The sequence below is a fragment of the Actinomadura napierensis genome, from assembly GCF_039529375.1.
Classification (GTDB): domain Bacteria; phylum Actinomycetota; class Actinomycetes; order Streptosporangiales; family Streptosporangiaceae; genus Spirillospora; species Spirillospora napierensis.
In genome coordinates this window covers 82,757-102,458 of sequence record NZ_BAAAMR010000017.1, presented here as the reverse complement: position 1 = coordinate 102,458, position 19,702 = coordinate 82,757, and the positions used below count along the sequence as shown (strand labels likewise).

The following is a 19,702-nucleotide window of genomic DNA, read 5'->3' as shown; positions in this document are numbered from 1 at the left end:
TAAGGAGGCGCCGGTGGCGGCGGGCAGGGCTGCAGGCAGGACGGCGGGCAGGGCGACGGGCAGGGCGTCGGCCGGCGAGCCGATGCGGGAGCGGATCCTCGCGGCGGCGGTCGAGGTGATCCGGGAGCGCGGGATCACCGCCGCGACGACCAAGGAGATCGCGCGCGGCGCGGGCGTCTCCGAGGGCAGCCTCTACAACCATTTCGCCAACAAGACCGCCCTGTTCGCGGCGGCGCTGGGCGAGGTCACCGCCTCCGCGCGGACCGCGATGGCGGCCCTCGCGGGGTCCGCCGGCGAGGGAACGGTCGAGGGCAACCTCACCCGGCTGGGCGCCGCCATGGTGCGCTTCTACGGCGAACTGCTGCCGATGATCGGCCCGGTGCTGGCCGACCCCGACCTGATCGCCTGGCTGCGCGCGGACGGGCCCGTCCGGGCGCAGCGGCGGGCCGCGACCACAACCGGCCGCGGCATCGATCCGGCCCTCCCGCCCGGCTCCCCCGGCGGGCCGCCGTCCGGGCCTCCCGGCGGTCCGGCGGCCGGACCGGTCCTCGGCCACGCCGCGCTGATCGGCTATCTGGAGGCGGAGCAGCGGGCCGGGCGGCTGCCGGAGGGGGCGCCCCTGCCGTCCATCGCCGCCGCGCTGCTCGGTGGCTGCCAGCAGCACGCGTTCCTGATCCGGCTCGCGGGTCCGGAGACGGTCGCGGCCGGCGCCCGGCTCCCCGCCGACCCCGAGGAGTTCGCGGCCCAGCTCGTCCGGACGGTGCTGGCGGGGCATCTGCCGTCCTGACCCCGGCCTGCCACGGCCACCGCCGCGCAAGGCGAAAGGCCCGCCGAATCGGGCCTTATAGCGCCCCATCAGGCGCGGTTCGGCCGACACGCCACCGTATGTGACGGACGCCACGCAACCTTTCGCCCCCCTTCAGGCGTCTTACCTATCGGGAAGCCACCAGAGCGTGGATGCGCCTGACCGAACACGACCCGCGACGTCCCGGACACCGGGGTCGCCCTGGCACAGCCGGTCCGCGCACCCGCCTCCCGGTCCGCGCCGACGCGGTGCCGGGCCCCCGACCACGCCGGACGATCTCCCCCCGGGAGACCAGCGCGAACCTGCGAGGATCGCCTCGCTGGACCGTGCCAACACCGGCCCGAACCCGTCGGGAGAGGTGGCGCGTACCACCTGAACGGGGGGCGGTCATTCCGCCCGGTACGCGCGTGCCGCCGAGCACGCGCAAGCAACCGGCCCTTCACGGGGTCACGACCACGGGGAGCGATGATGACCGCTGTCACCATGCCCGTCCGCAACACCGCCGCGACCACGCGCGTGAACGACACCGCGCGCATCACCCATGACAACGACCTCCGCATCGACGGCCACGTGCAGGCGGGGAAGACCGAGCGTTACGAGCGCGACGTCCTGCCGCTGGCCGACCCGCTGTACGCCAGCGCCGTGCGGATGACGCGCAACAGCGCCGACGCCGAGGACCTCGTCCAGGAGACCCTGGCCAAGGCCTACGTGAACTTCCACCAGTTCCAGGAGGGCACGAACCTCAAGGCGTGGCTGCACCGGATCCTCACCAACAACTTCATCAACACCTACCGCAAGAAGCAGCGCGAGCCCCAGCGCGCCGGCTCGGAGGAGCTGGAGGAGTGGCAGCTCGCGCAGACCGAGGCGTCTTCGTCCGGGTTCCGGTCCGCCGAGTCCGAGGCGCTCGACCGCATCCCCGACTCGGAGGTGGTCGACGCCCTGCGCGCGCTGCCGAAGGACTTCCGGGACGCGGTCTACCTCGCCGACGTCGAGGGCTACGCCTACAAGGAGATCGCCGACATGATGGGGACCCCCATCGGCACGGTGATGTCCCGCCTGCACCGCGGCCGCAAGCAGCTCCGCGAGGCCCTCGCGAACCACAAGCGGGTCGCCCACATCCTCGCGGCCTGATCCCCGGCCGGCTCCACGCCCCACGCCCCCCGGACCCGATCCCGCGGTTACCCCGTGACCGCGGGATCGGCCGTTCGCCTGCACGTTTCGTAGTCACATGGATACATTGAGCGACGGTCCGTCCGCCGTCGGGAGTAGCCATGTCGAACATCACCGCCGTCATCGCGGGCGCTGTGATCGCGCTCTCGCCCACCGTCCACGCGCACGACGAGAACGGCGAGACGTCCCTCCGGCTGACGCTGACGCACCCGGGCCGCAACGCGTCGGGAACGCACGGGGTGACGCTGTCCTGCGATCCGCCCGGCGGGCGGCATCCCGACCCGGCCCGCGCCTGCTCCGAACTGGAGGGGTCGGGCGGGAAGTTCGCGCACGTCCCGGACGGGCGGATGTGCACCCAGCTCTACGCGCCGGTGGTCGCGGCGGCGGAAGGCCGCTGGCACGGCAACCCGGTCTCGTTCCATGCCCATTTCGCCAACGACTGCGTGATGCACTCCCGCACCGGCACCGTTTTCGCGTTCTGACGTGCGCCCTTCGCGTGCACGGTTCGCGTGCGCCGTTCGCGTTCCGGCGGACGCCGCACCAGGTCATCAAGACCGTCCGCATAGGCGCGCCGACCGTGGGTAGGGCGCGCACACGGGCCACGCGAGCCGCCGGTTATTCGAGAGGATGTGCGCGCGATGCCACGAAGGGTCAGCGACATCATGACCCCGGCCCCACAGGTGTTGCCGCTGGACGCGACGCTGTACGAGGCGGCCCGGGTGATGCGGGACGAGGGGATCGGCGACGTCCTGGTCACCTACGCCGGTCAGCTGTGCGGAATGGTCACCGATCGCGACATCGTGGTGCGGGCGGTCGCGGAGAGCCGCGACACGTCGCTGACGCCGCTCGGCGACGTCTGCACCGCCGAACTCTGCACGGTGCACCCGGAGGACGACACCGAGACGGTGGCGCGGCTGATGGTCGAACGGGCCATCCGGCGGCTTCCGGTGGTGGACGGCGGTCGGCGGCCGGTGGGCATCGTGTCGATCGGCGACCTCGCGGTCGCGAACGGGCAGAAGGACAGTCCGCTCCCCGAGATCAGCAAGGCCCCGCCGAACAACTGACAAGGCCTCGCGGAACAAGTGACATGGCCGGGGCGGACGGACGGGCCTTGCGCCGGGCGGTGCCCGGCATGACGTGGCGCAGGATAACGTCATAAGCGTGGCTCCAACCGAAACGGTGCTCACCGACCAGCTCGCCGTGGAGATCGCCCGGCTGGGGATCGTCGGTGAGTCGTCGGACGTCGGCACCCTGCACCGGGTGACCGAGCTGGCTTCGCGCGCCGTGCCCGGCTGCGCGGGCGCCGCGTGCGTCCGCTGGGCGCTGCCGCCGGCGACCCTGGCCGACTCGGTCGCGGCGCTCGGCGCGGCGCCGGACCCTGGGTCGCGGACCCTGAACGTCCCGCACGTCCCGAGGCAGCAGGGCACCTCCCGCCGTCTCGCCGACGCCCCCGACCCGGACGAGCCCGGCGACGCGGTGCCGGACGAGCTCCCGTCGCCGGACGCGGAGCGGCCCGAGCCGCTGGCCGCCGCGGCCAGCCATCCCGACATCGCCGAGGTCACCGACCGGCAGCTGTCGCGGGGCCACGGCCCGATCTTCGACGTGGTCATGGACCGCCGCGCGCTGAAGAGCGACGACGTCCTGGTCGAGACCCGCTGGCCGGAGGCGGTGTCGGACATGCTGCGCCGCGGTGTGCGGTGCTTCACGACCTCCCCCCACCTGAACCCGCCGGTGCTGGTCACGCTGACGCTGTACGGGGTGACGCCCAAGGCGCTGGGGCACGGCCGGCTCGCGCTGGTCTCGCTGCTGATGGCGCAGGGGACCGCGACGATGTCGAACGCGCAGCAGTACGACGACGTGCACCGGACCGCCGTCCAGCTGCGGGAGGCGGTGGAGGCGCGCGCCGTCGTCGACCAGGCGAAGGGCATCCTGATGCACGCCCTCGGCTGCGGCGCGGACGAGGCGTTCGCGGAGATGCGCCGCATCTCCCAGACCCGGCATGTGAAACTGACCGCACTGGCGCAGCGAATCGTCGGTGACCAGGGGCTTCCCTAGATCCCGCGCTAGTCGCACGGAGGTGACCGGCATAGGCTGCGAGATGCGGTCGCCGAGACCGCGGCAGTAACGAGCAGAGCCACGAAGCCGATCATCTTCAACCCGTGCCTCGCGGACACAGAGGGAGACCCGTTGCACGATCAGCCCGATCAGCTCGAACCCGAGTCCCTGGTGCGGGAGATCTCGGACCTCGAGGGGCGCATCGGTGCGCTGCGCCAGGCGGCGGGCATGCCCGAGGCGGACCTGCGCGCCACCCTGGACGCGGCCCTGGAGGAACTGGAGCTGGCGCTGACGGCGCTGCGCACCCTCGGCGCCGAGCAGGGCTCCGAGCAGGTCGGGTCGAACGCGGCCGAGAACGAGCGGCGGGTGCTGCGGACGGTCTTCCAGGACGCGCCCGTGCCGCTGTTCCTGCTGGATCGCAACACCAGCGTCCGGCGGGCGAACCGCCAGGCGGCGGAGCTGCTCGGCACCTCGGCCGGATACGTCTCGGGCAAGCAGTTCACCGCGTTCTGCGACCTGGCGACCCGCGCGGCCGTCCGCTCGCAGCTGGCCGCGGTGGTGCGGACGGGACGGCGGCGGCGGGTGCCCGTGCGGTTCCTGGGCCGGGAGCGTCCGGTGGACGCGGTCGTGACGCTGGCCCGGGTGTGGATCCGCGGGGAGCCGGACCCGATGGTGGTGGTCGCGGCCGGCGCCGCCAAGCCCCCGGCAGCCGGGCCGTCCTCCGACGGCGCGGGCGCGGCCGGGCCGGGCAAGGCCGGCCCGGGCACGCGTGATGCGAGCGGGACGGGACGGGCCGCGGCGGCGAAGCAGGACGGCGGCAAGCGGGCCGCGCGGCGGCCGGACGAGGGGACGCCCCGCGTGCCCGAGCCGGCGGCGCCGCCGCAGGCCGGGGCGCAACAGGCCGGGCAGGCGGCCGGGCAGGCGCAGCCGCAGGCCCGCATCGACGACGAGGCCGTGGCCACGATCGTGCACCGGATGGACGTGCTGGCCACCGCCAGCGAGCTGCTGCTGGACGAGCCGGTCTTCAACGAGACGGTCGCGGTCCGGCGGTGCGCGCGGCTGCTGGCCGCGGAGCTGGCCGACTGGGCGTTCATCGACCTGACCGCCGCGAACGGCGGTCCCTCCGGGCCGGGCGGCGGCGCGGCGGGGGCGGCGCCCGTCCTGAACCGCCAGGTCGTGATGGGGCCGGACGATGAGCGCTCCGTCGAGGCGGCGCGGACGCTCCAGGAGTTGCACCCGGCCGCCGGAACGCTCCCGTACGACGTGTTCGCCACCCGGCAGAGCGCGCTGCGGCCGCACGTGGAGAACCTGGAGGAGCTGGGGAAGGCCGGCGACGGCGTCCCGATCTGCGCCAAGATCGGCGCGACGTCGCTGCTGAGCGTCCCGGTGGAGGACGGCGAGCGGTGCCTCGGGGCGATCACGCTCGCCTCCGGCGGCGAGTACGGGCCGTTCGACCTGATGGACCTCGGGGTCGTGCAGCGGCTCGGCCGCTACCTGGCGCTGGTGATCCGGGCGGCGCGGCTCTACCGCCGCCGCGCCGAGGTCGCCGACTCGCTGCAGGCGAGCCTGTTGCCGCGGGCGCTGCCCGCCATCCCGGGGGCGACGGTGGCGGCGCGCTACCTGACGGCGACGCACGGCGCGGAGGTCGGCGGCGACTTCTACGACGTGTTCCGGGTGGGGGACGGCTGGGGCCTGGTCCTCGGCGACGTGTGCGGCAAGGGCGAGGACGCGGCGGCCGTGACGGCGACGGCGCGGCACTGCATGCGGCTGGCGGCGCGGTGGAAGGCGCGGCCGGGCGAGATCCTCGGCATGGCGAACGACGCGCTGCTGGACGAGGACCGGTTCGTCACCGCGATCATGGCGGGGCTGGAGATGGCCCCCGACCGGGTCACGGTGTCACTGGGCACGGCCGGCCATCCGCCGGCGATCGTCGTCCGCGCGGACGGGGTGATCCGGTCGGCGTCGCGCGGCGGCGTGCCGCTCGGCCTGTTCGAGGACTTCGAGGCCGGCGCGGACACCATCGACCTCGGTGTGGGCGACACGCTGATCCTGCACTCGGACGGGGTGCTGGAGGCGTGCGACCACTCGCGCCAGGAGTTCGGGCAGGAGCGGCTGCTGGAGGCGCTGGCGGGGCGCGCGGGCGGCAGTGCGGAGGACATGCTCGGCGCGGTGGAGCAGGCGCTGCTGGAGTTCTGCGACGGGGACCTGCGCGACGACGTGTCGATGCTCGCGCTCCGGGTGGAGGCCGCCACCCTCGACTGAGGCCGGGTGGTCCGGCCCCCGTTCCCGGTGGTGATGGGCGTTTTGCCGGGTAAGAGGCGTTCATGAGCGTCGACCCCTCGTCCAAACCGCGCAACGAGACCGAGCACGAGCGGCTCGACCGGCAGCTGATGGAACTGCTCCAGGGCTTCCGGGTGGCCACCACGGGCGTGCAGGTGCTGTTCGCCTTCCTGCTGACCGTCCCGTTCTCCAGGGGATGGCCGCAGGTGGACGAGGCCGGGAAGGCGCTGTTCTACGTGGCGCTGTTCGGGGCGGCGCTCGCCTCGGTCTGCTTCATCGCGCCGGTGTTCCAGCACCGGATCCTGTTCCAGCTCAACAAGAAGCCGCTGCTGATCCGCCGCGCGAACCGGTTCGGGATCCTCGGCGCGTTCGCGCTGGCGGTGTCGATCACCGCGTCCACCACGCTGATCGTGCAGACGCTCGCGGTGGACACGGCGGCGGTCGGCACGGCGGTGGCCGTCCTGGCGCTGTGCGGGTGGGCGTGGTTCGTGCAGCCCTACCTGACCCGGCTGGCGGCGAACGGCCGCGCGGAGGAGGACGGGGAGTCCTGACCGCGCGGCCGCCCGGAAGGGGTCAGTACGCCTTGCCGAAGATCACGCGCTTGCCGTAGGCGGACGGCTGCCCGCACTTGACGCACGTGCCGCTCTCCTCGGGCGCCTCGGCCGGGATGACGCGGGGCGTCGCCGCGGTCTCGGCCTTGATCTCGTCCTCGCAGGCGGTGCGGCCGCAGTGGAAGGCGCGGGCCCAGCCGGAGGCGACCTGCGCGGTGAACGCGTCCCAGCCGTCCACGTCGGCGGTGCGGTCCTCGCGGAACGTCTCGGCCCGGGCCAGCAGGAACGACTGGAACTCGGCGAGGATCCCGGGCAGCACCTCCGGCACCTTCTCCAGCGGGATCTGCTCCTTGCCCTGGCCCTCGACGACCGGGAGGCGCCGGACGACGGTCGCGACGCCGCCCTCGATGTCGCGCTTGCCGAGCTCGATGCGGACCGGGACGCCGCGCATCTCCCACTCGTTGAACTTGAACCCGGGCGACAGCTGCGGGCGGTTGTCGTCGACGTGCACGCGGATGCCCATCGACTTGATCGCCTGGCCGAGCCGGCGCGCCTCGGCGGCGGCCTGCTCGCCCTGCTCCTTGCGCCCGATCGGGACGATCACCACCTGGTAGGGGGCGAGGCGCGGCGGCAGCACGAGGCCCTTGTCGTCCCCGTGCGTCATGATCATGCCGCCGATCATGCGGGTGCTCATGCCCCAGGACGTGGTGTGCGCCAGGGTCAGCTTGCCCGCCTCGTCCTGGTACTGGATCTCGAACGCCTTGGCGAAGTTCGTGCCGAGGTAGTGCGACGTGCCGGCCTGCAGGGCCCGGCCGTCGCGCATCATGCCCTCGATCGTGTAGGTGCGGACGGCGCCGGCGAACCGCTCGCCGGGCGTCTTCTCCCCCGCGATCACCGGGATCGCCGCGAGCTCGCGCGCCACGGCGGCGTAGGTGTCCAGCGCCCACATCGTCTCGCGCATCGCGTCGCCCTCGTCGATGTGCGCGGTGTGGCCCTCCTGCCAGAGGAACTCGGTGGTGCGCAGGAACATCCGCGGGCGCATCTCCCAGCGGACCACGTTCGCCCACTGGTTCAGCAGCAGCGGCAGGTCGCGGTGCGAGTCGATCCACTTGGCCATGTACTCGCCGATGACGGTCTCGGAGGTCGGCCGCATGACCAGCGGCTCCTCCAGCTCCTTGCCACCCGCGATCGTCACGACCGCCAGCTCCGGGGAGAAGCCCTCGACGTGCTCGGCCTCGCGCTTGAAGTAGGACTCCGGGATCAGCATCGGGAAGCAGGCGTTGTCGTGCCCCGCGTCCTTGATGCGCCGGTCCAGGTCGGCCTGGAGCAGCTCCCACACCCGGTAACCGTACGGGCGGATGACCATCGTGCCGCGAACGGGCCCGCGGTCCACGAGCTGGGCCTGCACGACCAGCTCGTTGTACCAGGCGGAGAAATCCTCGCTCTGCGGCGTCACACCTTCTCGACTCACAGCGAACAAGGGTACTGACAGGCGGCATGGGCTAGGGCCGCTTCGCTACCCTCGCGTGAATGCGCTGGTCCCAGATGTTCGCGCCCACGCTCCGCGACGACCCCGCCGAGGCGGACGCGCCGAGCCACCGGCTGCTGCTGCGCGCCGGTTATGTCCGGCAGCTGACGGCCGGCCACTACAGCCTGCTGCCGCTCGCCGTCCGCGTCCGGGCGAAGATCATCGAGATCGTCCGGCAGGAGATGGACGCGATCGGCGCGCAGGAGATGCTGCTGCCCGCGCTGCACCCGGCGGAACCGTGGCGGCGGTCGGGCCGGTGGGAGCTGATGGGCCAGGAGATGTTCCGGCTGAAGGACCGCCGCGGCGCCGACCACGCGCTCGGGATGACCCACGAGGAGATCTTCGCGACCGTCGCCCGCGAGCTGAACTCCTACAAGCAGCTGCCGCAGCAGTGGTACCAGTTCCAGACGAAGTTCCGGGACGAGCCGCGTCCCAAGGGCGGCCTCATGCGCACGCGCGAGTTCACCATGAAGGACGCCTACAGCTTCGACATCGACCGCGCCGGCCTGGACGCCTCGTTCGACGCCTACCACGGCGCCTACACGCGGATCTTCGCGCGGCTGGGGCTGCCGGCGCTGGCGTGCGAGGCGTCCAGCGGCACCATGGGCGGCGCCGGGTCCACCGAGTTCATGTGCCCCGCCGACGTCGGCGAGGATCTGGTGGCCCACTCCCCCGCCTGCGGGTACGCGGCGAACATCGAGCGCGCCACGTCCGCGCTGCCGCCCGCGTCCGACGGCCCCGGCCTGCCCGCGCCCGAGCGCTTCGCCACGCCCGGCGTCCGCACCATCGACGACCTCCGCGCCTACGACGCGCCCGGCGACCGGCAGATCAAGACGCTCGTCTACATCCTGGACGGCACGCTCACGCTCGTGCTGCTGCGCGGCGACCATGCGCTCAACGAGCAGAAGCTCGTGGACGCGACCGGCGCCGCCGAGATCCGCGCCGCCGAGCCGGCGGAGATCCAGGCGGCCCTCGGCGCCCTGCCCGGCAGCCTCGGCGCGGTCGGCGTGGCGCTCCCGGTGATCGCGGACGAGGCGCTGCGCGGCCGCCGGGACATGTTCACCGGCGCGAACATCGACGACATGCACCTGCGCGGTGTCGACGTCGCCCGCGACATCACCGTCGGCACCTGGGCGGACCTGCGCGAGGTCGCCGCCGGCGAGCCGTGCCCGCGCTGCGGCGAGCCGCTGGAGATCGTCCGGGCGATCGAGATCGGGCACATCTTCAAGCTCGGCGACCGCTACGCCCGCGCCCTCGGCGCCGAGGTCCTCGACCCCGGCGGCAAGCGGGTGCCGGTCGTGATGGGCAGCTACGGCATCGGCATCGAGCGGGCCATGGCCGCGATCGTGGAGACCCACCACGACGAGCGCGGGATCGTCTGGCCGGTCGCCGTGGCGCCGTTCCAGGTCGCCGTGGTGATCGCCCAGTCCGACGACGCGGACGTGGCGGCGGCGGCCGAGGCGATCTACACCGCCCTCCGGGACTCCGGCGTGGACGCCGTGATCGACGACCGGGCCGAGCGCGCCGGGGTGAAGTTCCGCGACGTGGAGCTGACCGGCATCCCGTACCGCGTCACGGTCGGCCGCCGCGGGCTCGCCGAGGGCGTGGCGGAGGTGACCGTCCGGGCCACCGGCGACACTGAGAAGGTCCCGCTGGACGCGGCCGCCGCGCACGTCCGGACGCTCCTGGGCACCGCCTGACGTCGCGGTTCTCCGGTGCGGCCGGGCGTCCGCTCCCTATGCTCGGGGCATGACGATCAAGCGGATGGACCACGTGAGCCTCGTCGTCGACGACATCGAGGCCGCGAAGGCGTTCTTCGTCGAGCTCGGCATGGAGCTGGAGGGCGAGGCGCCGCTCGAGGGGCCCGCGGTCGACCGGCTCAACGGGATCGACGGCGTCCGCACCCGGATCGCCATGATGCGGACCCCGGACGGGCACGGCAAGATCGAGCTGACGAAGTTCCACGCGCCGGCCGCGTTGAGCGCCGAGCCGGCGGTCCCGCCGCCGAACACGCTGGGATTCCGCAGCATCATGTTCGCCGTCGAGGACATCGACGACGTCATCGCCCGGCTGCGCGGCCACGGCGCCGAACTCGTGCACGAGGTGGTGCAGTACGAGGACGCCTACCGGCTCTGCTACGTCCGCGGCCCCGAGGGCGTCATCATCGCCCTGGCCGAAGAGCTCCGCTAGGGCCGAGCGGCCCGGAAATCGGTTTGACGGGGGCGCCGCGCCTTCCGGAGACTCGGCGGGGGTTCTCAAGGGCGAGGGGTCACTGTGGGTCACGTGGAGGTCGGGCATGTCAGCCATGCGCTGCCCGACGGGCGGGTGCTGCTGGACGACGTGTCGTTCCGGGTCGGCGACGGGGTCACGGCGGCGCTCGTCGGGCCGAACGGGGCCGGGAAGACGACACTGCTCCGGCTGGTCGCCGGGGACCTGACGCCGCAGGACGGGACGGTCGCGCACAGCGGCGGGCTCGGCGTGATGCGGCAGTTCATCGGCAACGTGCGGGACGAGTCGTCCGTGCACGACCTGCTGCTGTCGGTGGCGCCGCCGCGGGTGCGGGAGGCGGCCGCGGCGGTGGAGGCCGCCGAGCTGGCCATGATGGAGCGCGACGACGAGCCGACCCAGCTGAGATACGCGACCGCTCTCGCGGGCTGGGGCGACGCGGGCGGCTACGAGATCGAGGTGCTCTGGGACGCCTGCTGCGTTGCGGCCCTCGGCATCCCCTACGACGGGTGCCGGTGGCGGGAGACGCGGACGCTGTCGGGCGGCGAGCAGAAACGCCTCGCCCTCGAAGCGCTGCTGCGCGGCCCCGACGAGGTCCTGCTGCTGGACGAGCCGGACAACTACCTGGACGTGCCGGGCAAGCAGTGGCTCGAGGAGCGGCTGCGGGAGACGGCCAAGACCGTGCTGGTGGTCTCGCACGACCGCGAGCTGCTCGACCGCTGCGCCGACCGGATCGTGACCGTCGAGGCGGGCCGGGTGTGGATCCACGGCGGCCGGTTCTCGACGTACGCGGCGGCCCGCCGGGACCGCAACGAGCGGCTGGAGGAGCTGCGGCGGCGCTGGGACGAGGAGCACGCGAAGCTCAAGGAGCTCGTCAACACCCTGAAGGTGAAGGCCACGGTCAACGACGGTTTCGCGTCGCGGTACCGGGCGGCGCAGACCCGGCTGCGCAAGTTCGAGGAGGCGGGGCCGCCGGAGGCGCCGCCCCGCGACCAGAGCCTGAAGATGCGCCTGCGCGGCGGCCGCACCGGGAAGCGGTCGGTGATCTGTGAAGGCCTGGAGCTGACCGGGTTGATGCGGCCGTTCGACGCGGAGGTCTGGTTCGGCGAGCGCGTCGCGGTGCTCGGCTCGAACGGCTCGGGGAAGTCGCACTTCCTGCGGCTGCTCGCCGCGGTGGCGGAGGTGCTGCCGCGGGGCGCGACCCCGGCGCGTCCGGTGGAGCACACCGGGGTCGCCCGGCTCGGCGCGCGAGTGGTGCCGGGGCTGTTCGCGCAGACGCACGCGCGTCCCGACCTGGCGGGGCGCACGCCGTGCGAGATCGTCATGACCGAGCACGCGCGGCTGCGCAACGACGCGATGAACGCGCTCGCGCGGTACGAGCTCCAGTTCTGCGCCGAGCAGCCGTTCGGGACACTGTCGGGCGGGCAGCAGGCGCGGTTGCAGATCCTGCTGCTGGAGCTCGGCGGCGCGACGCTCCTGCTGCTGGACGAGCCGACCGACAACCTCGACCTGGCCAGCGCGGAGGCGTTGCAGGAGGGCCTGGAGTCGTACGAGGGGACCGTCCTCGCGGTGACCCACGACCGCTGGTTCGCCCGTTCCTTCGACCGCTTCCTGGTGTTCGGCGCGGACGGTTCGGTCTACGAGGCCCCGGAGCCGGTCTGGAACGAGGCGAGGGTCGCCCGGCCGCGCTGACCGGGCGACCTCGGCCCCATTGGCGGAGGGTCAGGGACGCTGACCGGGACGGTCCACGACGCCTGCGGCCATCCGGACGGAGTAGCTCTCGACGGCGCCCTTCAGGAAGCGCCCGCCGTCCGGCATCGTCTTGTCCTTCACGACGATCGCCCGGTGGCCCCGGTAGGCGTAACCGACCGGGTCGAGGAGGACCTCCTTCCTGATCCAGCCCTCCTCGACCAGCGCGACCGACAGCGCCCGGTGGCCCAGGCCGTCCTTGGCGGACCTGTCCACCGTGACTCCGGGGATCTTCGCCATGGCGCGGTAGGCCGCGGCGGTCTGCGCGGGCGGGATGGCGCCGTTGCCCAGCAGCAGCGACCCGAGGAGGTCGAAGACACCGCCCTCGCGGGCGCCGGGCCGGGTGCTCCTGCGGGCCCAGGCCAGCAGGGCGTCCGGGTCGGCGGGCAGCTTGGAGACGGTGGCGTAGTCGGTCGGCGGCAGCGCCCCGCCCGTGGGCACCGTGATCAGCCGGCCGTTCCGGTACTCCGCCCCGAGTCTGCCGTCCGCGCGGGTCCAGTCGCGGTCGACCGTCTTCTTGAGCGGCGAACCCGCCTTGACGACCGTCCCCTTCCCGAAGACGTCACTGCGCCAGTAACGGGTCTCGGTGTAGACCCACTGGCCGGGGCGCGGCGCGGTGAACGGCTGCTTCAGCGCGGACGTCGCGGCGACGTTGAGCACCCGCTGCGTCTCGGTCATCGGGGCGGCGGACGGCGCCGGACGGTGCCCGTCTCCGCCGCCGGTGGCGACGACCGCGCCCAGGGCGAGCGTCCCGGCGACGCCGCCGGCGGCGACGAGGCGGAAGGCCGTCCGGCGGGACGGCCCCGGACGGCGGGCCGCGGACGCCGTGATCCGCTCGTAGCCGGCGCGTCCGGCCGGGTCGTGAGCGGCGCCGTCGAAGGCGCCGGGCGGGCACGGGTCGGCCGGGGACATGATGCGGCGGACTTCCTGGACGTCGTTCATACCTGGGGGCTCCTTTGCAGCGGGGCGGCGGGCGCGGGGCGGTCGGCGTCGATCTCGGTGCGGGCGTCGATCTCGGCGAGGGCGGCGGTCAGGCGGCGCCGGGCGCGGTGCAGGCGCACGGAGAACGTCTTGACCGAGCAGCCCGCCGCGGTCGCCGCGTCCCGGGCGTCGAGGCCGTCCCAGCCGACGAGCCGGAGGACCTCGCGGTCGCGTTCGGACAGGCGGCGCAGCGCGGCGGCTATGCGGCCGCCTTCGGCGAGGCCGGACGCTGCGTCGGGGGCGGGGGCGCGCGGGCCGTCGCCGCGCAGCCGGTCCCACAGCCGGGTGCGCCGGCGGCGGCTCCGCATCTCGTTGGCGAGCACGTTGCGGGCGACGTTCAGCAGCCATGGGAACGGGCGGTCGGGCGGGATGTCGCCGCGCCGCCGCCAGGCGACCAAGAACGTTTCGGCGGCGATGTCCCGGGCCGTCTCGTGGTCGATCCGACGCGCCGCGTACCTGAGCACATCGTCGTAGTGCGAGTCCCACAACCGGGTGAATCCCCCGTCTGGATCCGGCACGCCGGCTCCCTTCTCTCGGGTCGGTGTCGCTCAGAGATGTCCGGCAGGGCCGCTTCGCCTACACCTTGATCGATCTTGGCTGGTCAGTGCACTCCTGGGGATCTGTCCAAGAACGCGGCGGGATGGATAGGGTGCCCGCGTGCGGGTGGTGGTGACGGGGGCGGCGGGATTCATCGGGAGCCATGTGGCCGACGCGCTGTCGGGCGCCGGGCACGAGGTCCTCGCCGTCGACGCGCCCGGGAGGTCGCCGACACCGGAGCCGACGCGGCGCGCGTGGGACGAGGTGGCGGCGCGGCCGGGCGTCACGGCGCTGGAAAGGGACCTGGCGGTGGACGATCTCGACGCGGTCGCCGCGGCCGACGTCGTCGTCCATCTCGCGGGGCGGCCGGGCGTGCGCAGTTCGTGGGGCGGCGGGCGCGCGGCGGCGGAGCGCGACAACGTGCTGGCGACGGCGCGGCTGCTGGAGGCGTGCGCGCGGCGCCCGGCGCGGCTGCGCCCGCGGGTGGTGGTCGCGTCGAGCTCGTCGGTGTACGGGTCGGCGGGGCACCGGCCGAACCGGGAGGACGATCCGCTCGCCCCGGCGAGCCCCTACGCGGCCAGCAAGGTGGAGGTCGAGCGGCTCGCGGGCCTTGCGGCGGAGAACGGCCTCCGCACGGTGGTACTCAGATACTTCTCGGTCTACGGCCCCCGGCAGCGGCCCGACATGGCGTTCCACCGTTTCGTGGAGGCGGCGCTGGACGGGCGTCCGCTGCCGGTCTTCGGGGACGGCCGTGCATCGCGGTCGTTCACGCACGTGCGGGACGTGGTGGCGGCGACGCTGGCGGCGGCCGTCGAGGATCTGCCGCCGGGCGTCGCCATCAATGTCGGCCATCGCGAACCGGTGGCGGTGCGGGCGGCGATCGGGGTGCTGGCGGACGTGCTGGACGTCCGCCCGGAGATCCGGCGGGAGGCGCCGGTGGCGGGCGACGCGGCGCTGACCTGGGCGGACTGCGAGCGCGCGGGACGGCTGCTCGGCTGGACGGCCCGGACGGGGCTGGCGGACGGCCTCGCCGACCAGATCGCCTGGCACCGGGCGCAGCGCGTCCGGACGGCGGAGGTGGCCGTCGGATGAGGCACCGCGCGGCCTATTTCGCGTTCGACCGCTTCCCGTCCGGCAAGGGGTCGGCGGTGCACATCGCGCAGATGGCGGACGAGCTCTTCGAGCGGTTCGGCGGCGGCCTGCTCGGCGCCATCGGCGGCGGCGACCTGCCCGGTCGCCAGCAGGAGGGGAACCGCGAGATCGTCAGGTTCGGGGAGCAGATCCCGAACCTCATCGACCGCGCCGAGGCGTTCTCGGCGTGGGCGGCGGCGGTCCTGAAGGAGCACGCGGACGGCCTGGAGATCGTGCACGTCCGCGATCCGTGGAGCGCGCTGCCCGCGCTCACCCTGGACGGCCGGAGATACCCGGTGGTCTTCGAGGTGAACGGGCTGCCGTCCATCGAGATGAGCCATACCTGGCCGTGGGCGTCGCCGGCGACGCTCGGCAAGATCCGCGAACTGGAGCGCTTCTGCCTGGAGCGCAGCGAGGCGGTCGTGGTGCCGTCGCGCGTGATCGGCGAGGCCGTCCGGAGGCTCGGGGCGCCGGAGGGGAAGGTGCACCTGGTTCCGAACGGCGCCGACCTTCCGGGCGAGACGGCGCGGCCGGCCGGCGCACCCGCCCGGTACATCGTCTACGTCGGGGCGCTCCAGCCGTGGCAGGGCCTCGACGTGCTGCTCCGCGCGTTCGCGCGGCTCGGCGACCTCGATGACCTGCGGCTGGTGATCTGCTCGTCCGTCCCGGAGCGGCGGGCGAAGCCGGTGCGGCGGCTGGCGGAACGCCTCGGTGTGGCGGACCGGCTCGACTGGCGGTTCGCGCTGCCGCACCCCGAGGTCGCCGCGTGGCTGGCGCACGCCGAGGTGTCGGTGGCGCCGCTGACCGGCTGCGCCCGCAACCTCGACCAGGGGTGCGCGCCGCTGAAGGTGATCGAGTCGATGGCGGCCGGGGTGCCGGTCGTCGCCTCGGACCTGCCTGCGGTCCGCGAGCTGATGGCGGACGGGGAGCACGGGCGGCTGGTCCCGGCGGACCGTCCGGCGGAGCTGGCGCGGGCCGTCCGGATCATGCTGGAGTACCCGGGCGAGGCGGCCGCGATGGGCGCGCGGGCCCGGGCCAGGGTGGCGGAGGCCCTCACCTGGACGCGGTCACGCGCCCGGCTGGCCGAGGTCTACCGTACGATCGCGCCGTCAGACCGATAGGTGGGGTGTCGTCATGTTCTGGCGCAAGCAACGCGCGGCCATCGAGGGGTTCCACCCGCTGCACAGGGCGCTGGTCCTGGAGCATGGCTTCTCGGTTTCGCTGCCGCGCGACCAGTGGGAGCCGGTCATCCAGAGCCTCGCGCGGCACGCGGACGTGGTGAAGCGGCGCAGGTGGCGGCTCACCCCGCGCACGTCGCAGGTCCTGGTGCCGATGCTACGCGTCCTAGCGGCGGACATGCCGCCGGAGGGCCTGCTGTCGGTCGCGCTGGACATGCGGGGCGAGACCCCGGAGAAGATGGGGACGCCGCGGCAGGTGCAGGTGAGGCGGCCGATCCTGTCGATGACGGAGTGGTTCGTCTTCGATCCCTGGCTGCGGATGCGCGCCGAGCTGCGGGACGGCAGCGTCGTGGAGCTGTCGGTGACCGACCGGATACGACACCGCAAGTTCCGCAAGCGCAACCCGCGCGGCAAGATCAAGCACAAGCACAAGACGAAGACGGTGCAGCTGGTCAGCGTGACGCGGCGGCTCGGCAAGCAGGCGGTCCCGCAGCGGCCCGGCACCCCGCCGCCGCGGTGGGTCCGGGTGCAGGTGAAGCAGGGGAACCGGGTCACCATCCGCGCGAACGCCAAGCTGCGCGGGCCGCTGCAGGACGACGAGCTGCGCGAGCGGATCCTGCACGTGTCGACGGAGCCGTTCCGCTGGACCCCGCCCGGAACGCCTGTGAGGAGGGCGCAGTGACGCGCTGCACCGTGACCACCGGGTTCTTCCTGCTCGGCCGCTGCGGGCGGGCCGCCGTGGCGGCGTGCCCGGGATGCGGGCGTCCCGTCTGCGCCGAGCACGCGGTGCAGGGCGGGTACTGCCCGAGCTGCGTCGCGCAGGCCGGCGGGCCGCCCGACCCGTACGACCCGTCCTTCGCGAGCGGCTACCGGCGCAGGTACTACGAGAGCAGCTCGCAGACGTACTACGACAACCAGTGGTACTCGTCGTTCGACTCCTACGACCGCGGCGCCTTCAACCCCGGCGACGACTACTCGTACGGGGAAGGCGACTTCGGGCCGGACGGCGACACCGGGTTCGTGGACAGCTGATGGCGCGTGTCCTGTGGGTGACGGAGCACTATCCGCCGAGCCAGGGCGGGATGGCCAACTCGTGCGACCGGATCGTCCGGGGGCTGCGCGGCGCCGGGGCCGAGGTGGACGTCGCGCACCTGACCCGGCGCGAGCGGCCCTGGGCGGTGACGCGCGAGCACGGCGGGCGGCTGCTGACCGCGCCGCTCGGCGACGACCCCGAGCACGCGCTGCGCCGGCTGTGGACGACGCTGACCGCCGAGGACCTCACCGGCGCGTACACGCACGTCGTCGCGTTCGGCGGCACGTACTCGATGCTCGCCGCGCCCGTCCTCGCCCGGCTGGTGGACGCGCCGCTGATCACGCTGCTGCGCGGCAACGACATCGACGTCGGCGTCTTCTCGATGCGGCGGCGCGGCGTCCTGGCGGACGCGCTGCGCGCGTCGGCGCGGGTCTGCGTGGTCGCGCGCAACCACACGCCGCTGGTGCGGGCGCTGGCCCCGGACGCCGCGGTGACGTTCGTGGCGAACAGCGTCGACACCGCGCAGTGGCGGATCCTGCCGTCCGAACGCGAGCGCGGGCGCGCCTGGCGGGCGGGGAACGTGGAGCCGGGACGCCGGACGATCGGGATCATCGGCCAGCTGAAGAACAAGAAGGGCGTCGGGTTCTTCCTGGACGCGCTCGTCGCCTCCGGGCATGCCGACCGGTTCCACCTGGTGCTCGTCGGCGAGGTCGAGGAGACCGTGACGGCCTGGCTCGCCGAGCGCAAGGACTCCGTTCCCCACTCGTTCCTGCCGTTCCTGGAGCGCTACGACCTGCCCGCCGTGTACGCGAGCTGCGACCTGGCCGCGCTGCCGTCGTTCTACGACGGGATGCCGAACGTGGCGCTGGAGGCGGCGGCGCTCGGCGTCCCGCTGATCTGCTCGGACGCGGGCGGCCTCGCGGACGTCGCGGACGACGCGATCGGCTTCGCCTTCCCGGCCGGCGACGCGCACGCGTGCCGCACCGCGATCGACCGGGCGGCGCGGGCGGGCGACAAGGAGCTGGCGGCGCTGGGCGCGGCGGGCGCCGAGCGGATCGCCCGCGACTTCACCCCGGCCGCCGAGACCGCCGGGTACCTCGCCGTCCTCGGCGAGGTGCGTTGATCGCCTGCTACGCGCGCGGCGGCGGGCTCGGGCACCTGACCCGGCTCCGCTCGTTCCTGCACACCCTGGCGGTGGACGACGAGGTCGTCGTCCTGTCGGACTCGCCGTTCGCCGCCGACCCGCGCGTCTCGTCCGGCTGGACGGTGCGGCCCGCGTCCGCCGACCTGGCCGCGCTCGCGCCGGACGAGCTGGTCGTGGACGCCTTCCCCGCCGGCCTCAAGGGCGAGCTCACCCGAATACCGTCCGGTATCCGCGTCACGCATCTGGCACGGCTGCTGCGCTGGGACGCCTACCGGCTGCTCCTCCCCGGCGACGCGCCCCGCTTCGACCGGACGTTCCTCCTCGAACCCCTCGACCCCGCCCACGAGGCCCACCTCCGCGCCGTCTCCGACGAGGTCGCGACCCTGACGCTGGCCGACCCGCCGTGCGAGCCGCTGGACGTCCACGGCTGGGTGATCGTCCACAGCGGCCCGGACGCCGAGACGCTCGAACTCCTCGCCTACGCGCGGGACATGGCGGCCATGGAGGGCGCGAGCCCTCCGCTGACGCTCATCTCGCCCCGCCGCCCGGACGGCCTGCCGCCCGGCGTCGCCCACCTGGACGCCTACCCCGCCTGCCCGCCCGGGCCGGGCGTCGAGCGGGTCGTCACCGCCGGCGGGTTCAACGCCGTCCGGCAGTTCGCGCCCTGGCAGGACCGGCACCGGATCCTGCCGTTCCCTCGCACCCTTGACGACCAGTACACCCGCGCCACCCGCGCCCGGGCCCCCGCCCGGGCGCGCTGACCGGAGCTTCAGCCGGCGTCGCGCAGGCGGAGGTCGAACTCGATCTCGACCTCGTCGGCGAGGCGGAGCGCGCCGAAGAACGCCGTGTACGGTTTGACCCCCCATCGGGTCTGCTGCACGGTGGCGCCGCCGCGCACCCGGTCGTCCTCGAGCTCGGCGCGGACCCGGATCGGCTTCGTCGTGCCCATGATGGTCAGGTCGCCCTCGACCTCCCCGGCGGACGCGGAGATCCCGGTCGAGGTGAAGGTGATCTCCGGATGGCGGCGGGCGTCCAGGACCTTGCAGAGGTTCTCCGCGATGTCCTGGCGGTCCCGGTCCGACAGCGGCTTCACGCCGCCGGTGCCCTCCCGCACCTCCAGGCCGTCGACCACGACGACCACCTTGGCGGACGACTCCTCCAGCGGCTCGCGGACCGTCGCCTCCGCCGTCCAGCGGGTCGCCTCGATGGTCAGGTCGTGGCCGGCGCGCCGGCCGAGGCCGCTGCGGCTCGTCCGGAGCAGCAGCCGCCCGTCACCGGGGCCCAGTTCGTAGGTTCCCTCTCGAACGGTCATACCTTCACACTGCCACGTGGGC

Annotated in this window: 20 protein-coding genes; 16 read left to right on the top strand and 4 right to left on the bottom strand. The window is 73.7% G+C overall.

The genetic code is table 11. From position 1 onward, the window contains the following. Positions 1-13 precede the first annotated feature (13 nt). From ABD296_RS12610 to ABD296_RS12580, 7 genes are all read left to right on the top strand, one after another. Complete coding sequence (locus ABD296_RS12610; RefSeq protein WP_344265336.1) at positions 14-787, top strand: TetR/AcrR family transcriptional regulator; 774 nt, start codon at positions 14-16, stop codon at positions 785-787. 486 nt (positions 788-1,273) lie between these two features. Continuing rightward, on the top strand, positions 1,274-1,936 hold the full coding sequence (locus ABD296_RS12605) for a sigma-70 family RNA polymerase sigma factor (RefSeq protein ID WP_344265333.1): 663 nt from the start codon (positions 1,274-1,276) through the stop codon (positions 1,934-1,936). 140 nt (positions 1,937-2,076) lie between these two features. Then, positions 2,077-2,457 (top strand): SSI family serine proteinase inhibitor, encoded by a 381-nt coding sequence (locus tag ABD296_RS12600; RefSeq protein WP_344265331.1) that lies wholly within the window; start codon positions 2,077-2,079, stop codon positions 2,455-2,457. A 156-nt stretch (positions 2,458-2,613) separates the two neighbouring features. After that, entirely contained in the window at positions 2,614-3,039 is a 426-nt protein-coding gene (locus ABD296_RS12595) for a CBS domain-containing protein (RefSeq protein ID WP_344265329.1), read from the top strand. 97 nt (positions 3,040-3,136) lie between these two features. Beyond that, positions 3,137-4,030: an ANTAR domain-containing protein gene (locus ABD296_RS12590; RefSeq protein ID WP_344265327.1), complete on the top strand. Its 894-nt coding sequence runs from the start codon at positions 3,137-3,139 to the stop codon at positions 4,028-4,030. A 132-nt stretch (positions 4,031-4,162) separates the two neighbouring features. Beyond that, positions 4,163-6,292 (top strand): SpoIIE family protein phosphatase, encoded by a 2,130-nt coding sequence (locus tag ABD296_RS12585; protein ID WP_344265324.1) that lies wholly within the window; start codon positions 4,163-4,165, stop codon positions 6,290-6,292. 62 nt (positions 6,293-6,354) lie between these two features. Then, complete coding sequence (locus ABD296_RS12580; RefSeq protein WP_344265321.1) at positions 6,355-6,861, top strand: DUF6328 family protein; 507 nt, start codon at positions 6,355-6,357, stop codon at positions 6,859-6,861. Positions 6,862-6,883: 22 nt separating this feature from the next. Here the strand turns inward: ABD296_RS12580 and proS are convergent, their stop codons facing one another. Continuing rightward, positions 6,884-8,332, bottom strand: a complete 1,449-nt coding sequence (gene proS / locus ABD296_RS12575) for a proline--tRNA ligase (RefSeq protein WP_344265318.1) — start codon at positions 8,330-8,332, stop codon at positions 6,884-6,886. Between the two features lie 59 nt (positions 8,333-8,391). On the opposite strand from proS, the gene ABD296_RS12570 reads away from it, so the two are divergent. The 3 genes from ABD296_RS12570 to ABD296_RS12560 all read left to right on the top strand — a co-directional run bounded on the left by ABD296_RS12570 (position 8,392) and on the right by ABD296_RS12560 (position 12,307). Continuing rightward, positions 8,392-10,089 (top strand): proline--tRNA ligase, encoded by a 1,698-nt coding sequence (locus tag ABD296_RS12570; RefSeq protein ID WP_344265315.1) that lies wholly within the window; start codon positions 8,392-8,394, stop codon positions 10,087-10,089. 64 nt (positions 10,090-10,153) lie between these two features. Further along, the gene (locus tag ABD296_RS12565; protein ID WP_344265357.1) at positions 10,154-10,579 is read left to right on the top strand and encodes a VOC family protein; all 426 of its coding nucleotides are present in this window, start codon (positions 10,154-10,156) and stop codon (positions 10,577-10,579) included. A gap of 84 nt (positions 10,580-10,663) precedes the next feature. Further along, the gene (locus ABD296_RS12560; RefSeq protein ID WP_344265312.1) at positions 10,664-12,307 is read left to right on the top strand and encodes an ABC-F family ATP-binding cassette domain-containing protein; all 1,644 of its coding nucleotides are present in this window, start codon (positions 10,664-10,666) and stop codon (positions 12,305-12,307) included. A 30-nt stretch (positions 12,308-12,337) separates the two neighbouring features. Here ABD296_RS12560 and ABD296_RS12555 read toward each other — a convergent pair whose 3' ends face one another. Both ABD296_RS12555 and ABD296_RS12550 read right to left on the bottom strand, forming a co-directional pair. Continuing rightward, positions 12,338-13,306, bottom strand: a complete 969-nt coding sequence (locus tag ABD296_RS12555) for a CU044_5270 family protein (RefSeq protein WP_344265309.1) — start codon at positions 13,304-13,306, stop codon at positions 12,338-12,340. Then, complete coding sequence (locus ABD296_RS12550) at positions 13,303-13,863, bottom strand: RNA polymerase sigma factor (RefSeq protein WP_344265306.1); 561 nt, start codon at positions 13,861-13,863, stop codon at positions 13,303-13,305. The genes ABD296_RS12555 and ABD296_RS12550 overlap by 4 nt, the downstream gene beginning before the upstream one ends. A 139-nt stretch (positions 13,864-14,002) precedes the next feature. On the opposite strand from ABD296_RS12550, the gene ABD296_RS12545 reads away from it, so the two are divergent. Genes ABD296_RS12545 through ABD296_RS12520 form a run of 6 tightly spaced genes read left to right on the top strand, consistent with a single transcriptional unit; the run spans position 14,003 to position 19,129 of the window. Then, positions 14,003-14,974 carry an NAD-dependent epimerase/dehydratase family protein gene (locus ABD296_RS12545; protein ID WP_344265304.1) on the top strand — a complete coding sequence of 324 codons (972 nt, stop codon included), beginning with the start codon at positions 14,003-14,005 and terminating at the stop codon, positions 14,972-14,974. Continuing rightward, positions 14,971-16,134: a glycosyltransferase family 4 protein gene (locus tag ABD296_RS12540; RefSeq protein WP_344265302.1), complete on the top strand. Its 1,164-nt coding sequence runs from the start codon at positions 14,971-14,973 to the stop codon at positions 16,132-16,134. The genes ABD296_RS12545 and ABD296_RS12540 overlap by 4 nt, the downstream gene beginning before the upstream one ends. Before the next feature lie 13 nt (positions 16,135-16,147). After that, entirely contained in the window at positions 16,148-16,873 is a 726-nt protein-coding gene (locus ABD296_RS12535; protein WP_344265300.1) for a hypothetical protein, read from the top strand. Further along, positions 16,870-17,223: a hypothetical protein gene (locus ABD296_RS12530; protein ID WP_344265297.1), complete on the top strand. Its 354-nt coding sequence runs from the start codon at positions 16,870-16,872 to the stop codon at positions 17,221-17,223. Before ABD296_RS12535 ends, ABD296_RS12530 begins: the two co-directional genes overlap by 4 nt. Further along, positions 17,223-18,347 carry a glycosyltransferase family 4 protein gene (locus ABD296_RS12525; protein WP_344265294.1) on the top strand — a complete coding sequence of 375 codons (1,125 nt, stop codon included), beginning with the start codon at positions 17,223-17,225 and terminating at the stop codon, positions 18,345-18,347. Before ABD296_RS12530 ends, ABD296_RS12525 begins: the two co-directional genes overlap by 1 nt. Then, the gene (locus ABD296_RS12520) at positions 18,344-19,129 is read left to right on the top strand and encodes a hypothetical protein (RefSeq protein ID WP_344265291.1); all 786 of its coding nucleotides are present in this window, start codon (positions 18,344-18,346) and stop codon (positions 19,127-19,129) included. Before ABD296_RS12525 ends, ABD296_RS12520 begins: the two co-directional genes overlap by 4 nt. 8 nt (positions 19,130-19,137) lie before the next feature. Here ABD296_RS12520 and ABD296_RS12515 read toward each other — a convergent pair whose 3' ends face one another. Then, entirely contained in the window at positions 19,138-19,680 is a 543-nt protein-coding gene (locus ABD296_RS12515; protein ID WP_344265288.1) for a YceI family protein, read from the bottom strand. Positions 19,681-19,702 lie beyond the last annotated feature (22 nt).

What these genes read in the sequence shown, in the direction of transcription:
- ABD296_RS12555 (WP_344265309.1), bottom strand. Translation starts at nt 13,306, where the DNA reads ATGAACGACGTCCAGGAAGTCCGCCGCATCATGTCCCCGGCCGACCCG.
- ABD296_RS12595 (WP_344265329.1), top strand. Translation starts at nt 2,614, where the DNA reads ATGCCACGAAGGGTCAGCGACATCATGACCCCGGCCCCACAGGTGTTG.
- ABD296_RS12570 (WP_344265315.1), top strand. Translation starts at nt 8,392, where the DNA reads ATGCGCTGGTCCCAGATGTTCGCGCCCACGCTCCGCGACGACCCCGCC.
- ABD296_RS12605 (WP_344265333.1), top strand. Translation starts at nt 1,274, where the DNA reads ATGACCGCTGTCACCATGCCCGTCCGCAACACCGCCGCGACCACGCGC.
- ABD296_RS12565 (WP_344265357.1), top strand. Translation starts at nt 10,154, where the DNA reads ATGGACCACGTGAGCCTCGTCGTCGACGACATCGAGGCCGCGAAGGCG.
- ABD296_RS12600 (WP_344265331.1), top strand. Translation starts at nt 2,077, where the DNA reads ATGTCGAACATCACCGCCGTCATCGCGGGCGCTGTGATCGCGCTCTCG.
- ABD296_RS12525 (WP_344265294.1), top strand. Translation starts at nt 17,223, where the DNA reads ATGGCGCGTGTCCTGTGGGTGACGGAGCACTATCCGCCGAGCCAGGGC.
- ABD296_RS12580 (WP_344265321.1), top strand. Translation starts at nt 6,355, where the DNA reads ATGAGCGTCGACCCCTCGTCCAAACCGCGCAACGAGACCGAGCACGAG.
- ABD296_RS12540 (WP_344265302.1), top strand. Translation starts at nt 14,971, where the DNA reads ATGAGGCACCGCGCGGCCTATTTCGCGTTCGACCGCTTCCCGTCCGGC.
- ABD296_RS12515 (WP_344265288.1), bottom strand. Translation starts at nt 19,680, where the DNA reads ATGACCGTTCGAGAGGGAACCTACGAACTGGGCCCCGGTGACGGGCGG.
- ABD296_RS12535 (WP_344265300.1), top strand. Translation starts at nt 16,148, where the DNA reads ATGTTCTGGCGCAAGCAACGCGCGGCCATCGAGGGGTTCCACCCGCTG.